The following is a 14,435-nucleotide window of genomic DNA, read 5'->3' as shown; positions in this document are numbered from 1 at the left end:
CGGTGTCAAGGGTACGGCAGTATCAGCCGAAGATCTCTCCCAAGGTACGACAGGTATCTCATCAGCGGAGATCCTCGGGAATTTACGGCACTTGCGACAAACGGCGCCCCCGGCCGGAGGCCGGGGGCGCCGCGATCTCAGCCGGAGGTCAGGGACGGCCGAAAAGCGGGCGGGCGGGCACTCGCGGCGCGACGGATCCCGCCGAGGTCCTGGCCGACGCCTTGGCGGCGGCTCCGGCGGGCACCGGGTCCGGCAGCGCCTTGCAGGTCGCGTCCGGGCCGTTGCCCGGCCTGTCCTTGGGCAGCGCGTCCGTGGCGAGGTACGCCGCGACCTTGTCGTCGAGGCAGGCGTTCCCGTTCAGCGTGTTGGCGTGGGTCTTGCCGCCGATCTCGGCGACGAGACGGGAGGGCAGCAGCTTGTGCATCTCCTCGCCGCCCGGGTACGGCGTCGCGGCGTCCAGCGTCGACTGGACGAGCAGCGCCGGAGTCATGCCCCTGGACTTGATCTTCAGCTTGGGGCCGCCCTGGAATGGCCAGAAGGCGACCGGGGCGTTGAACCAGACGTTGCCCCAGGTGTTGTAGTGGTAACCCTGCGCGTAGAGCTTCGCCGCGTCGTTATGCCACTTGCTCCAGTTCCGCGGCCACCGCGCGTCGGCGGCCTGGACGGCGTTGTACATCGCGAAGCCGTTGTCGTCGGAGGAGAAGACGTAGTTCTCGTAGAAGTCGGTGATCGCCGAGGCGTCGCCCTTCGTCACGTACGCCGAGAACACGTCGGCGGTCGGCTCGTACCAGCCGGTGCTGTATCCGGCGTTGAGGAAGGTGTCGTCCAGCTCGTCGGGGCCGACCTCCCCGCCGATGGCCTGCTTGCCGGCCTTGGCGCGGATGGCGTAGTACGCCTGCTCCACCTTCGCCTCGGTGGTGCCGAGGTGGTACACCGAGTCGTACTTGGCGACCCAGCCGAAGAAGAACTTGATGTTCCGCTCGAACGCCTTGTCCTGCTCGAGCTGCGCGTCGTACCAGACGCCGCGGTCGTCGACGTTGCCGTCGAGGATCATGTGCCGGACGCGCTGCGGGAACAGCGTGCCGTACGTCGCGCCGAGGTAGGTGCCGTAGGAGAAGCCGTAGTAGCTGATCTGCTTCTGGCCCAGCGCGGAGCGGATCGCGTCGATGTCGCGTGCCGCGTCGGTGGTGCGCAGGTGCGGCAGGAGCCAGCCGAACCGCTTGGCGCAGGCCTCCGCGTACGCCTTGGACTTCTTGAGCCAGGCCGCCTCGTCCGCCACCGAGTGCGGGACGTAGTCGGGCCGCACGGGGTCGGAGTAGTGCGGGTCGCAGGTCAGCGCCGGCTCGCTGGCCCCCACGCCACGCGGGTCGAACCCGATGATGTCGTAGTCGGCGGGGATCTCGTCGTGGCCGGCACCGCTGAACCAGCTCGCGAGGCCGCCGGACAGGTACAGCCCGCTGCCGCCCGGGCCGCCGGGGTTGCCGATCAGCACGCCCTTGTAGTGCGCGTCATCGGTGTGCTTGACCCGTGAGATCGCGACGGAGATCTTCTTTCCGTTCGGATGGCCGTAGTCCAGCGGCACCTGGATCTGGGCGCATTCCGCATTGGCCAGATAAGGATCGTCGCCGGCGCATTTCGCCCAGGCGATCGCGGCGGGAGCCGGCGTCGCCTCGGCCGACGCGGACACGGCCACGGCCGAGCCGGCGAGTCCCACGCCCGCCACGGCCGTGATGACAGCAAGTCTCTTCACGAAACCCCCTACGCACGCGGCGTCCGACGACAGCCGCGCTGGTCTGAATGCGCAGATTGTTTCGCTCGGGGCATTTGGCGAAAAGGGGGCTATTTAAGTGTTGCGTGATCGTGATTGCTTACCGGGAAACCCGAGACAGGGGAAGACCCCCGGCGCGCCGCCGGGGGTCTTCCTTCTCGCTCCTACGGGCGGACGAGCGCCTGCGGGAACTGCGGCGCGACGGCCGCCTTGGCGGTGGCCGACGACGCCGAGGACGGCGGAACCGGCTCGGGCAGACGCGGGCAGTGCGTCTGGTTCGCCGGCAGGGTGCCGTCGGTGAGGAAGGCGGCGAACTTCGAGTCGATGCAGGTGTTGCCCCGCTCGACGACGCCGTGCGTACGGCCGCCGTCCTCGATCACCAGGCGCGACCCCTTCAGCCGCTTGTTCATCTCCACGCCGCCGGGGAACGGCGTCGCGGCGTCGTTGGTCGCCTGGAAGAGCAGCACCGGCGGGATGCCCTTGGCGTGTCCCACGTCGACCGGCTTGCCGGGCTTGGCGGGCCAGGTCAGGCACGGCGCGTTGTACCAGGCGTTGGACCAGGTCTCGAACTGGTAGCCCTGGGCGTACAGCTTCGCGTTGTCCTTGCGCCAGGTGTTCCAGTTCTGCGGCCACCGGACGTCGCTGCACTGCACGGCGTTGTAGACGACGTAGCCGTTGTCGTCCGTGGTCGCGCCGAGCAGGTTGAAGGCGTCGACCAGCGGCTTGCTGTTGCCTGCCTTGTACTGGGCCAGGGCGTTGGTCAGGTACGGCCAGTACGCGCCCAGGTCGATGTACCCCGCGACCAGGTAGGTGTCGATGAACTCGGCACCGCCCACGACACCGCCCGCCGGCGACTTGACCAGCTTCTCGCGCGTGTCGAAGAAGACCTTCCGCACCGCCTGCTGCGTCGTGCCCAGGTGGTAGACCGAGTCGTACTTGGCCGCCCACGCGAACAGGGCGTTGATGTTGCCCTCGAACGCCTTGTCCTGCTCGAGGTTGGCGTCGTACCAGACGTCACTCGGCTTGACGTTGCTGTCCAGCACCATCCGGCGGACATGCGACGGGTACATCGTCGCGTACACCGAGCCGAGGTACGTGCCGTAGGACGCGCCGTAGTAGTTGATCTGCTTCTGGCCCAGCGCGGCGCGGATGTCGTCCATGTCCTGGACGGCGTCCGTCGTCTTCATGTGCTGGAGCAGAGAGCCGTACTTGCTCCCGCAGGCCTTGGCGTACCCGGCCGCCTTCTTCAGCCACGTCGCCTCCAGCGCCTTGCTGGTGGGGACGTAGTCGGGCCGTATCGGCTGGAAGTAGTTCGGGTCGCAGCTGAGCGACGGGCTGCTGCCGCCGACGCCGCGCGGGTCGAAGCCGACGACGTCGTAGGTGGCCTTGAGGCTGTCCGGCAGGCCGTTCGCCACGCGCAGCGCGAAGTCACGGCCGGTGCCGCCCGGACCGCCCGGGTTGACCAGCAGGGAGCCCTGGTAGCCGGTCGTGCCCGTGTGCTTGAAGCGGGACAGCGCCAGGGTGATCTGCCGGCCGTGCGGTTTGGCGTGGTCGAGTGGCACTTGGAGGCTGGCGCACTCCAGGCCGCTCAGGCTCGGGTCGGTACAGGCCGACCAGCTCAGGCTCGTGGTCGGCTGAGCGGGGCGGGCCTGGGCGACGGTCGGCGCCAGCGCCAACGCGACCAGACCGGCTCCGGCGGCGGCCGCCGTGATGGCAAGCTTTTTCACGTAACCCCTTTCGCGCGGGGTTCGGAAATGAACCCCGGTTCATGCGGTAACGCACGATTTTCGTGACGACGCCGTACGGCCGGGAAGAGTCCGGCCGACAGTGGCCAGCACAAAGGCCGCACGCACGGCAAAGCCCCCGGCCGTTCGGCCGGGGGCTTTGCGAAGCCTAGTGGTCAGGCGGGCGCGGGGCCGTCACCCACGCTCAGGAGACGGTGACGTCGGCTCCGGGGCCTTCGCCGGTGACGTCGACTCCCATCTCGTCGGCGATGCGGACGGCCTCTTCGATGAGGGTCTCGACGATGGCGGACTCGGGCACGGTCTTGATGACCTGGCCCTTGACGAAGATCTGGCCCTTGCCGTTGCCGGAGGCGACGCCGAGGTCGGCCTCGCGCGCCTCGCCGGGGCCGTTGACGACGCAGCCCATGACGGCGACCCGCAGGGGCACCGGGAAGTCCTGCAGCGCGGCGGTCACCTGGTCGGCCAGGGAGTAGACGTCCACCTGGGCGCGGCCGCAGGAGGGACAGGAGACGATCTCCAGGCCGCGCTCGCGCAGCCCCAGGGACTCCAGGATCGCCAGGCCGACCTTGACCTCCTCGGCCGGCGGCGCCGACAGGGAGACCCGGATCGTGTCGCCGATGCCCTCGGCCAGCAGCGCGCCGAACGCCACCGAGGACTTGATCGTGCCCTGGAACGCCGGCCCGGCCTCGGTGACCCCGAGGTGGAGCGGATAGTCGCACTGGGCGGCGAGCTGACGGTAAGCGTTGATCATCACGACCGGGTCGTTGTGCTTGACCGAGATCTTGATGTCGCGGAAGTCGTGCTCCTCGAACAGCGAGCACTCCCACAGCGCCGACTCCACCAGCGCCTCCGGCGTCGCCTTGCCGTACTTTTCCAGCAGGCGCTTGTCCAGCGACCCGGCGTTGACCCCGATGCGGATCGGCACACCCGCGTCCTTGGCCGCGCGGGCGATCTCACCGACCTTGTCGTCGAACTTCTTGATGTTGCCCGGGTTCACCCGTACCGCCGCGCACCCGGCGTCGATCGCGGCGAAGACGTACTTGGGCTGGAAGTGGATGTCGGCGATCACCGGGATCTGCGACTTGCGGGCGATCGCCGGCAGCGCGTCGGCGTCGTCCTGCGACGGCACCGCCACCCGCACGATCTGGCAACCCGACGCCGTCAACTCGGCGATCTGCTGAAGAGTCGCGTTGACATCCGCCGTCAGTGTCGTCGTCATGGACTGCACCGACACCGGGGCGTCGCCGCCCACGGGGACCGAGCCCACCATGATCTGCCGCGACTTGCGGCGCGGAGAGATCGGCTTGGGCCTCGCCTGCGGAATCCCGAGTTCGACGGTCATGGGTCACGCGGCACGGAGCCGTGTGCTCCGGGTGCTGCCGCGCCCTCCTTTCGAGTTGTCACTGTCAGGCGGACGTACGGACACAAGCCTAGGCAACGGGTGAAGTGATGCGCACCCGAAGGGTCTATTGAGGCACTTTGAGGGGGTTGAAGACATCGGCGAGAATCAGCAAAACCCCGAGCCCGACGAGCAGCGTCACCGCGACGTACGTCAGCGGCATCAGCTTCGTCATGTCGACCGGTCCGGGGTCCGGCCGCCCCCGCACGCGGAAGACCAGGGCCTTGATCCGCTCGTAGCAGACCACGGCGAGGTGACCGCCGTCCAGCGGCAGCAGCGGCACCAGGTTGAGCAGGCCGACGAACAGGTTCAGCGAGACGATGAGCAACACGAAGGACGTGAGCTTGTCCCGCCACGTGTCGCTGGAGGAGAACACCTGCCCCGACGCCTCCGCGCCGCCGACGATGCTCCCCGCCTGGCCGCCGGGCGTACTGGCGCGCTCGTGGCCGAACAGCTTGGGGATCGCGTGCGGGATGTCCGCCACCACCCCGGCGATCGAGACCGTCATGTCCCCCATGAACCGCCCGGCGAATCGGGCCGACGCCACCGGTCCGAGCCGGCGCGTGTGCGCGACCGGCTCCACCCCCAGGTAACCGTGTCCCTGGAGGGCCGCGACGGTGACCGGCAGGGAGACCCGCCGGCCGTTCCGCTCGACCACGACCGTCACCGGGCGGCCCGGCCCGGTGTCCTTGATCGCCGCGGACAGCTGGTTCCAGTCGCGGACCGGGCGCCCGCCGAACGACACGATCCGGTCGCGCGCCCGCAGCCCCGCCTTCTTCGACGGGGACTCCGGGTCACGGGGCGCGCAGGTGTCGGCGGCCGTCACGCAGGGCGAGACGCGCCGTACGACGGTCGTGGCGGCGCGGTCGGAGGGCAGGCCGATCCCGGCGGCCAGCCCGACCAGCAGCAGGAACGCCAGGAGAAGGTTCATCACCACGCCGGCGACGATGACCGTCGCGCGGCGCGCCGCGGGCTGGCGGTAGAAGGCGCGCGGCTCGTCGGCGGGGTCGACCTCCTCCAGCGGGGTGTAGCCGACGATCTTCACGAAGCCGCCGAGCGGTATCGCCTTGATGCCGTACTCGGTCTCGCCCCGCCGGCGCGACCACAGGGTGGCACCGAACCCCGCGAAGAACTGCGACGCCTTCATGCCGAAGCGCTTCGCGGTGATCAGGTGTCCGGCCTCGTGCAGCACGACGGACAGCAGGAGCGCCACGACGAAGGCGACGACTCCGAGGAGGCCGTAGAGATGGGTCAACCAGAAGTCAGCTCCCGTGCCCGGGTCCGTGCCCAGTCGTCGGCGGCCAGCACGTCGTCGAGCGTCAGCGCGGCCGGCGGATGAGCGCCGGATCCGCTCATGTGCTCCGACACTACCCGTGCGACGGTGTCGACAATCGCGGGAAATCTGACGGTTCCCTTGAGGAAGGCCGCCACGCACTCCTCATTCGCGCCGTTGTAGACCGCCGGGGCCGTGCCGCCGGCCGCTCCGACCTCACGCGCGAGGCGCACGGAGGGGAACGCGTCGTTGTCGAGCGGGAAGAACTCCCAGGTGTGCGCGCGGGTCCAGTCGATGCCGGGGGCGGCGTCCGGCACCCGGTCGGGCCAGGCCAGGGCGAGGGCGATCGGCAGGCGCATGTCGGGCGGACTGGCCTGCGCGATCGTCGAGCCGTCGGCGAACTCCACCATCGAGTGGACGGCCGACTGCGGGTGCACCATGACCTCGATCGACTCGAAGGGCACGTCGTACAGCAGGTGCGCCTCGATCACCTCGAGGCCCTTGTTGACCAGCGTGGCGGAGTTGATCGTGATGAGCGGGCCCATCGCCCAGGTGGGGTGCGCGAGCGCCTGCTCGGACGTGACGTCCTCCATCTCCGCGCGGCTCCGGCCGCGGAACGGCCCGCCGCTCGCGGTGACGACGAGCCGGCGCACCTCGCCGCGGTCTCCCCCGCGCAGGCACTGCGCGAGCGCGGAGTGCTCGGAGTCGACCGGGACGATCTGGCCCGGCTTGGCGCGCTGGCGGACGAGCGGGCCGCCGATGATCAGCGACTCCTTGTTGGCGAGCGCGAGGGTGCGCCCCGCGTCGAGGGCGGCGAGGGTCGAGGTGAGGCCGGCGGCGCCGTCGATGCCGTTGAGCACGATGTCGCACGGCCACGCCGCCGCCTCGGCGATGGTGGCCGGACCGGCGAGGATCCGGGGCAGGCGGTAGTCGCCGGAGGAGTAGCCGCGCTTCTGCGCCTCGGCGTACAGGGCGAGCTGCAGGTCCTCGGCGGCCGAGCCCTTGGCCACCGCGACCACCTCGGGGCGCAGGTCCAGCGTCTGCGCGGCCAGCAGGTCGACCCGGCCTCCGCCCGCCGCGAGCCCGGTCACACGGAACCGGTCCGGGTTACGCCGGATCACGTCGATGGCCTGCGTGCCGATCGACCCGGTCGAGCCCAGGATCACGACGTCTTTCGCACCGCCCGCGGCGGGGTTCTCCTCGGAAATCACCTCTCCATTCTCACCACGGCCGGAGAGGTCCGCGACGTCAAAGCACACATCACCCGATCACGAGCGCCCTTTTACTCAAAGTGAGCCTGTGATCACCCTCGGTGCTGCACACTTTTGGCTCATGTTCACCAGATCCCCCTTGGCTCTCGTGGTCCCCGCCGTCAGCGCCGCGCTCGGCATGGTCGGCTCGGCGACCTCGCATCCGGCGCCCGGCGTGACCGCGGTGACCGACCACGTGATCGCGACCGCGTCGTCCGCGACCCTCCGCTACTGGACGGTCGAGCGGATGCGGCGCGCCGTCGTCCCCCCGCACCGCCCGCGCCCGTACGCCATGACCGAGCGCACCGAAGGCACGGCCTCCGGCGCCGGCGACGCCCCGGGCACGCCGGTCACCGTTCCCGGCAGCGTGCCCGAGCGCCAGTCCAGCCGCCGCACCGTGGAGACCCCGGGCGCGCCCTGGACCTCGCGCGGCGCCGTGCGCGCCACCACCGGCAAGGTCTTCTTCACCATCAACGGCGGCGACTACGTCTGCTCCGCCGGCACCGTCGCCAGCGCCAACCGCGATCTGGTGGTCACCGCGGGGCACTGCGCGCGGGACGCCGCCGGGCACTGGGCCGAGAACTGGATCTACGTGCCCGGCTACGACGAGGGCCACCGGCCGTACGGCGCCTTCACCGCCCGTCACCTGTTCGTCCCCGGGCCGTGGACGGCGCACGCCGACCAGAACTACGACGTCGCGCTCGTCGCGCTGGCGACCTCCGCCGGACGCCACGTCAGCGACGTGGTCGGCGCGCAGGGCATCGCCTTCGACCAACCGCGCGGCGCGCTGGTGTACGGCTTCGGCTACCCCGCCGGCGGGCGGTACGACGGCGAGCGGCTGACGTACTGCAGCGGCCGGACCTACCCCGACTCCCACAAGATCACCAAGGACGAGGGGCTGCGCTGCGACATGACCGAGGGCTCCAGCGGCGGGCCGTGGCTGACCCGTTTCGACGCGGGCACCGGCACGGGCGTCGTGACCTCGGTGAGCAGCTTCAAGTACGCCGACGACCCGGCCACGATGTACGGCCCCTATTTCGGCAACACGGTCCGCCGGATGTACGACCGCGCCCAGCGGACGTGAAATGCGGGCCCGCGCGCCGGCGGATCTCTACTGTTGTCCCGCGTGAGCGAGCGGAGCGATCGAACCAAAAAACACGCGCGCATGGTCACTCCGCTCCTCCCGGGGTCCCCGGGGAAACGCGGAGCCTGCGGAGCGTTTTCGCGGGGTGGGGCGAAGGAGGGTTCATGAGCGTCAGCCCACGTGTCGAGTTGGTGGTGGCCTCGTTCGACGACCCGATCGTGACCGGTCTCCTGGCGAAGGCACGGCCCCGTGCGGAGGCGTCGGCGGCGGGCCAGACGGTGGTCCCCCGCCCCCGGTCCGGAGCGGACCCGTACGGCCGGCACGTGCCCGCGGACGCCGGGGTCGTGTTCGTCGTCGCCCGGCGGGCCGACGTGCCGGACGGCCCGGTCGGCTGCGCCGGGCTGCGGCGCATCGCCGACGACACCGCCGAGGTCGAGCGCCTCTACGTACGGCCGCCGTACCGCGGGCAGGGCATCTCCCGGCTGCTGCTCGCCGGAGTGGAGGACCTCGCCCGGCGGCGCGGTTTCGCGGTCGTCCGCCTGGCAGCGGCCGACCTGCGCGTCGCCGGGCTCTACGTCTCGCGCGGCTACGTCCGGATCGCGCCGTTCGGACGGCGGCCCGGGCCCAGCGTCTGCTTCGAGAAGTCGCTGCTCGTCACCGGCGGCCGGCCCGGCTGACCCCGAGCGGTCAGGGGACCTTCCAGAGCCGGATGGTCCGGTCGTTGGCGCCGGCGGCCAGGGTCTTGCCGTCCGGACTGAACGCCACCGGGTAGACGGTGTCGGTGTGCCCGGTGAAGGACGCGACGATGTCGCCGCTCTCCACGTCCCAGAGCCGGACGACCTTGGTGTCGTCGCCCCCTCGACCGGCCAGGGTCCGGCCGTCCGGGCTGAAGACGATCTGGCCGCCCTCGCTGCCGGTGATGTTCAGGTCGGGCTTCCGCGTGGCCAGGTTCCACAGCTTGATGGTGTGATCGTCGCTGCTGCTGGCCAGGGTCCTGCCGTCGGGGCTGAAGGTCACCGACCTGAGGAAGTCGTCGTGGCCGGTGAGGGTGGCGGTGACACGGTGGGTGGCGACCTCCACGAGCCGGATGACCTTGTCGTCGGTGTAGGCCAGGGTCCTGCCGTCCGGGCTGAACGCCACCGAGTCGACGTCCTTCTTGATGCCGGAGATCGTGGCGGTGACCCGCCGGGTGCGCACGTCCCAGAATCGAACCATGCGCGTGCCCGGGTCCCCGATGGTGGGCGTGATGTCCGCGCCGACCGCCAGGGTGCCGCCGTCCGGACTGAACGCCAGGGAGGTGACGGCGGCGTCGTCGGGGTCGGCGAGGGTTGCGATGGCGCGGTGAGTGGCCGTTTCCCACAGGCGGATCTGGCTGATGCGGTCGCCATCGGTGGCCAGGGTCCTGCGGTCGGGGCTGAACACCACGCTGAACTTGTCATCGCCGGGTTCGTCCAGCAACGTGGCCGTCTGGCGCCCGGTGGCCGTGTCCCACAGCCGGATCGTGCCGTCCTCACCCGCGCTGGCCAAGGTCCTGCCGTCCGGGTCGAACGCCACGTCGAAGATGGCCCCGCCACCGGCGGGGATCGTCATGTCGCGAGAAACGGGCGTTGCCGTGGCACCGGCCGAGCGCCCGGTGCGCGCCGAGTGCCGCTTCGAGGATGACAACGCCGTCCAGCCGCCCGCGGTGATGCCCGCGACGACGACAAGCGCGGCGGCCAGCGTGAGGGCCCGGGTACGGGTGCGGTGCGGCCCGCGCCACCGCCGAGGCGGTGCCGTCTCAACGGCCGTACGCGAGTCCGGCGGCGGCACGACCAGGCCCGGCGCGGCCGGACGCGGCAACGGCGCGATCGGCGGCGGTGCGACGGGCGCGGGCCGCCGCGGTTCCGCGTGCGCGAGGGGCGCGAGCAGGCCGCGGACGGCGTCGGCCGTCAGCCGCTCGGCCGGGTCCTTGCGCAGCAGACCCGCCAGCACCTCGGTGAGAGGGCCGGCGTGGACGGGCGGGGCGGGGTTCTCGGTCGCGATGGCGACGAAGACCGATCCGTGCGTGGGGCCGGAGAAGGGCGGATGCCCCTCGACGGCGGCGTACAGGGTGGCGCCCAGGGACCACAGGTCCGACCGAGGGCCGGCGCGCAGGCCGCGTACCTGTTCGGGCGCCATGAAGGCCGGAGTGCCCAGGAGCGTGCCGGTATGAGTGATGGTGGCGTCGCCGTCCAGCGCGGCGATGCCGAAGTCGGTGAGGACGGCGCGGTCGCCCTCCAGCAGAACGTTGGCGGGTTTGATGTCGCGGTGCACGATGCCGCGTTCGTGAGCCGCCGACAGGGCCGCCAGCACCTGCTCGCCGATCGCGGCGACCCGCGGGACCGGCAGGCGGCCCTTCTCGCGGAGCAGGTCCTGCAGGGAACCGCCCTGGATGAGCTCCATGACGATCCACGGGCGCCCGTCGTCCCCCACCACGCGCTCGTACACCGTCACGATGCCCGGGTGCCGGAGCCGGGCCGCCGCCCGCGCCTCGCGCTCCATCCGGGCGTACCAGACACGGCGCTCGTCCTCACCGACGTGGTCCGGGAGACGGAGTTCCTTGACGGCCACCAGGCGGTCGAGGTCGGTGTCTCGCGCCCGCCACACCGCGCCCATTCCGCCCCGGCCGAGCGGCCCGAGGATGTGGTATCGGTCCGCCAGCACCACTCGGACACTCTCGTTCATATAAGGAAAATAGCGTCAGGCGGACGTGGTCCGCCCGACGCCTTCCCGGGCCCGTGTCAACGCCCGCCCCCGCAGGGCGGTGACGGCCCCTAACCGGCCTCGCCGAGGGCGACGCGAGAGTGCAGGCGGCGCAGCGGGCGGGGCAGCCACCAGTTGGCCCGGCCCAGCAGGCGGATCGTGGCCGGCACCAGCAGCGCCCGTACGAGCGTGGCGTCGACCACCACGGCGGCGAGCAGCCCCACCCCGATCAGCTTGATGAACATGATCCCCGAGGTGACGAAGGCGCCGATCACGATGGCCAGGAGCAGCGCCGCGTTCGTGATGATCGCGCCGGTGCGTTGCAGGCCGGCGGCGACCGCCGCGGTGTTGTCCCTCGTACGATCCCATTCCTCGCGGATCCTGCTGAGCAGGAACAGCTCGTAGTCCATCGACAGCCCGAAGGCCACCGCGAGGATGAGCACCGGCTGCGACGCCTCCACCGTCCCCGTGGAGGTGAAGCCGAGCGGGCCGGCCAGGTGCCCGTCCTGGAAGCCCCAGACCATCACGCCGAACGCCGCGCTGAGCGACAGGGCGTTCATCACGAGCGCCTTGAGCGGGAGTACGACCGAGCCGAGCGCGGCGAACAGCAGCGCGAACGTCACCACGCCGACGAACAGCGCGGTCCACGGCAGCACGCGGCCGAGGCTGCTCAACAGGTCCACGAGTTCGGCGCTCTGGCCGCCGACGTACACCCGCGCCGGTGCGGGCAGCGCACGGATCCGCCTGACCAGGTCACGCGCCTGCTGCGACTGCGGGTCGGCCGGCGTGCGCACCGCGATGTGCGTGGCGCTCCGGCCCGTGCCGACGACGTCCGCGCCCGCGACCCCGCGCACGCTCCGCAGGCGGCCGGTGTAACCGTCCACGTCCGCCTTCGCGACGTCACCCGCGACGACGACGTCGATCGGGGACAGTGCGCCGTGGGAGAAGTCGCGGTCGAGGGTCGCCGAGACGGTGCGCGGTTCGGAGCCGGGCGGCAGCGCGCGCACGTCGACGCTGCCGAACCGGATACCGAGGAAGGGCGCGCCCAGCACGAGCAGGACCAGCACCGAGCCGGTGGCGTACGCGACGGGCCGCCGCATGACGCTGGCCGCGAGCCGCGACCACGCGCCCCGGTCCTTCTCCTTCTCCGCCCGGCGTGCGCGTCCGAACCGCAGCGCGTCGACGCGACGGCCCAGCAGCGCCAGCAGCGCGGGCAGGACGGTGAGCGCGGCGAGCATGTCGACGAGCACGACCGCCATGCCCCCGAGGCCCATCGACCGCAGGAACATCTGGGGGAAGAACAGCAGGCCGCCGAGCGCGATGGCGACGGTGATGCCGGAGAAGGCGACCGTGCGGCCGGCGGTGGCCATGGTCCGTACGAGCGCCTCCCGCTCGGAGTCGGTGCGGCGCAGCTCCTCCCGGTAGCGGGTGACCATGAACAGGGCGTAGTCGATGGCCAGGCCGAGCCCGAGCATCGTCACGATGTTGGTCGCGAAGGTGGAGACGTCGGTGGCCAGCGTGATCAGCCGCAGCGCGGTGAAGGCGCCGAGGATCGCCACGCCGCCGATGGCCAGCGGCAGGAGTGCCGACACCAGGCTGCCGAAGATCACCACGAGCAGGACCAGCAGGATCGGCGTCGAGATCATCTCGGCGCGGGCGAGGCCGGCGGCGGTCTGCCGGCTCAGCTCGGCGTTGGTGCCGATGACGCCCCCGCGGGAGGTGCGCAGTCCCGGCGCGGCCAGGTGGTCGCGGATCCGGTCGTAGGTCTTCAGGCGCTCCGGCAGGTCGGCACCGGCCAGCCGGAGCGCGGCGTAGGTCGCGTGCCGGTCGCGTGAGACCAGCGCCGGAGAACCGCTGTTCCAGTAGGTGGTGACATGGGGCACGTCGGCCGAGGGCAGGCGGGCCAGCGTACCGGTGACGGCGGCGCGGAACGCCGGGTCGTCCACGGTCGCGGACGCGCTCTCGTACAGCACGACCAGTTCGTCGTCGGCCGGGCCGATCCGGTCGTTGATGATCTTGGCGGCGTGGGAGGAACCGGAGCCCGGGTCGTCGAAGCCGCCGCTCTTGAGCGCCCCGAAGACCCCGGTTCCCCACGCGGAGGCGGCGGCGATCAGCACCAGGGCGCCGACGATGACCCACCGGCGTCGCCGCTGAACGAAGCGGCCGAGAGATTCGAACATGCGCCTGCTCCCCAGGTAGGCTGTTATCGGCGATAGCGAAAGTTAACGCCGTTTACGAGTAAACGGCGTTAACTAAAGCACACGCCGTTTACGACCGTCAAGGGGGAACCGTGCCGACGACCCGCCGGGAACGCATGCGCGACGCGACGCTGCTGGAGATCAAAGAGGTGGCGAGGGAGCACCTGCGCGCCCACGGCCCATCCGGCATCTCCCTGCGCGGCATCGCCCGGGACCTCGGCATGACCGCTCCGGCGCTGTACCGGTACTACGCGAGCCTCGACGATCTCCTGACCGCGATGATCGAGACGTACACGAACGAGATATGCGACGCGATGGAGGCGGCGCGCGACGCGATGCCCGCCGACGACCTCGGCGGACGGCTCGTCGCGGTGACCCGCGCCTTCCGCCGCTGGTCGCTGGACCACCGGCCCGAGTTCGCCATGGTCTTCGGCGCGCCCGTACCCGGCTACACCGAGCCCGAGGAGGGCGGCGTGCACCAGGCCGGCGGGCGGATGGGCGCCATCTTCTTCACCTTGTTCTTCGAGCTGTGGCGGCGGCAGCCGTTCCCCGTGCCGCCGGACGAGGAGATCACGCCCGCGCTGAGGCGTCAGCTGCGGCTGTTCGCCGCCGCGTGCTGCGGAGAGGACGACGATGCTCCGCTGGGCGTCATCCGGCTGTTCGCGGCGTCCTGGGTGCGCCTGTACGGCTTGGTGGCCATTGAGGTCTTCGGACACATGCATTTCATGCTCGAGGACATGGAACCATTGTTCGAGGCCGAGCTGAATGATCTGGCGAAGACGATCGGGCTGGAGAAGGGCTCGGTCTAGAACTCGCCCGCGCTACGTCGGCAAGAGGGTACGACCAGGTGGTTTGTCGCCGACAGCCGGATTCTGACCCGGTGAGACGGTCGCGGCGTACGGTAATCCCCAGCGGGCCCGGTTTTGCCGTGCTTTGCAATTTCAGCGACTGATTAAACACCTTCCCGGCGATAGAAATGGAGCCGAAGCGGAGCCGA

Annotated in this window: 10 protein-coding genes; 3 read left to right on the top strand and 7 right to left on the bottom strand. The window is 70.8% G+C overall.

Annotation, left to right across the window (positions count from 1 at the left end; translation table 11 throughout):
* Positions 1-148 precede the first annotated feature (148 nt).
* The 5 genes from OG417_RS17235 to dxr form a co-directional block, all read right to left on the bottom strand.
* Positions 149-1,750, bottom strand: coding sequence for an alpha/beta hydrolase (locus OG417_RS17235; RefSeq protein WP_329256612.1), 1,602 nt, complete (start codon positions 1,748-1,750; stop codon positions 149-151).
* A 182-nt stretch (positions 1,751-1,932) separates the two neighbouring features.
* Complete coding sequence (locus OG417_RS17230) at positions 1,933-3,495, bottom strand: alpha/beta hydrolase (protein ID WP_329256610.1); 1,563 nt, start codon at positions 3,493-3,495, stop codon at positions 1,933-1,935.
* Between the two features lie 202 nt (positions 3,496-3,697).
* Positions 3,698-4,855 (bottom strand): flavodoxin-dependent (E)-4-hydroxy-3-methylbut-2-enyl-diphosphate synthase, encoded by a 1,158-nt coding sequence (gene ispG, locus OG417_RS17225; RefSeq protein ID WP_329256607.1) that lies wholly within the window; start codon positions 4,853-4,855, stop codon positions 3,698-3,700.
* Between the two features lie 124 nt (positions 4,856-4,979).
* Complete coding sequence (locus OG417_RS17220; protein WP_329256605.1) at positions 4,980-6,167, bottom strand: M50 family metallopeptidase; 1,188 nt, start codon at positions 6,165-6,167, stop codon at positions 4,980-4,982.
* Positions 6,164-7,351 carry a 1-deoxy-D-xylulose-5-phosphate reductoisomerase gene (gene dxr, locus OG417_RS17215; RefSeq protein WP_442875750.1) on the bottom strand — a complete coding sequence of 396 codons (1,188 nt, stop codon included), beginning with the start codon at positions 7,349-7,351 and terminating at the stop codon, positions 6,164-6,166. The genes OG417_RS17220 and dxr overlap by 4 nt, the downstream gene beginning before the upstream one ends.
* Positions 7,352-7,517: 166 nt before the next feature.
* Between dxr and OG417_RS17210 the strand changes: the two genes are divergently transcribed.
* Positions 7,518-8,519, top strand: a complete 1,002-nt coding sequence (locus OG417_RS17210) for a trypsin-like serine peptidase (RefSeq protein ID WP_329256603.1) — start codon at positions 7,518-7,520, stop codon at positions 8,517-8,519.
* Between the two features lie 164 nt (positions 8,520-8,683).
* Positions 8,684-9,196, top strand: a complete 513-nt coding sequence (locus OG417_RS17205) for a GNAT family N-acetyltransferase (protein ID WP_329256601.1) — start codon at positions 8,684-8,686, stop codon at positions 9,194-9,196.
* A 10-nt stretch (positions 9,197-9,206) separates the two neighbouring features.
* Here the strand turns inward: OG417_RS17205 and OG417_RS17200 are convergent, their stop codons facing one another.
* Positions 9,207-11,222: a WD40 repeat domain-containing serine/threonine protein kinase gene (locus OG417_RS17200; RefSeq protein WP_329256599.1), complete on the bottom strand. Its 2,016-nt coding sequence runs from the start codon at positions 11,220-11,222 to the stop codon at positions 9,207-9,209.
* An 89-nt stretch (positions 11,223-11,311) separates the two neighbouring features.
* Entirely contained in the window at positions 11,312-13,420 is a 2,109-nt protein-coding gene (locus tag OG417_RS17195) for an MMPL family transporter (protein ID WP_329256597.1), read from the bottom strand.
* Between the two features lie 110 nt (positions 13,421-13,530).
* On the opposite strand from OG417_RS17195, the gene OG417_RS17190 reads away from it, so the two are divergent.
* Positions 13,531-14,247 (top strand): TetR/AcrR family transcriptional regulator, encoded by a 717-nt coding sequence (locus OG417_RS17190; protein WP_329256595.1) that lies wholly within the window; start codon positions 13,531-13,533, stop codon positions 14,245-14,247.
* Positions 14,248-14,435 lie beyond the last annotated feature (188 nt).

Source organism: Actinoallomurus sp. NBC_01490 (assembly GCF_036227085.1).
Taxonomy (GTDB): Bacteria; Actinomycetota; Actinomycetes; order Streptosporangiales; family Streptosporangiaceae; genus Actinoallomurus; species Actinoallomurus oryzae.
This window is presented reverse-complemented; position numbering and strand designations above follow the sequence as displayed.

What these genes read in the sequence shown, in the direction of transcription:
- ispG (WP_329256607.1), bottom strand. Translation starts at nt 4,855, where the DNA reads ATGACCGTCGAACTCGGGATTCCGCAGGCGAGGCCCAAGCCGATCTCT.
- OG417_RS17210 (WP_329256603.1), top strand. Translation starts at nt 7,518, where the DNA reads ATGTTCACCAGATCCCCCTTGGCTCTCGTGGTCCCCGCCGTCAGCGCC.
- OG417_RS17205 (WP_329256601.1), top strand. Translation starts at nt 8,684, where the DNA reads ATGAGCGTCAGCCCACGTGTCGAGTTGGTGGTGGCCTCGTTCGACGAC.
- OG417_RS17200 (WP_329256599.1), bottom strand. Translation starts at nt 11,222, where the DNA reads ATGAACGAGAGTGTCCGAGTGGTGCTGGCGGACCGATACCACATCCTC.
- OG417_RS17195 (WP_329256597.1), bottom strand. Translation starts at nt 13,420, where the DNA reads ATGTTCGAATCTCTCGGCCGCTTCGTTCAGCGGCGACGCCGGTGGGTC.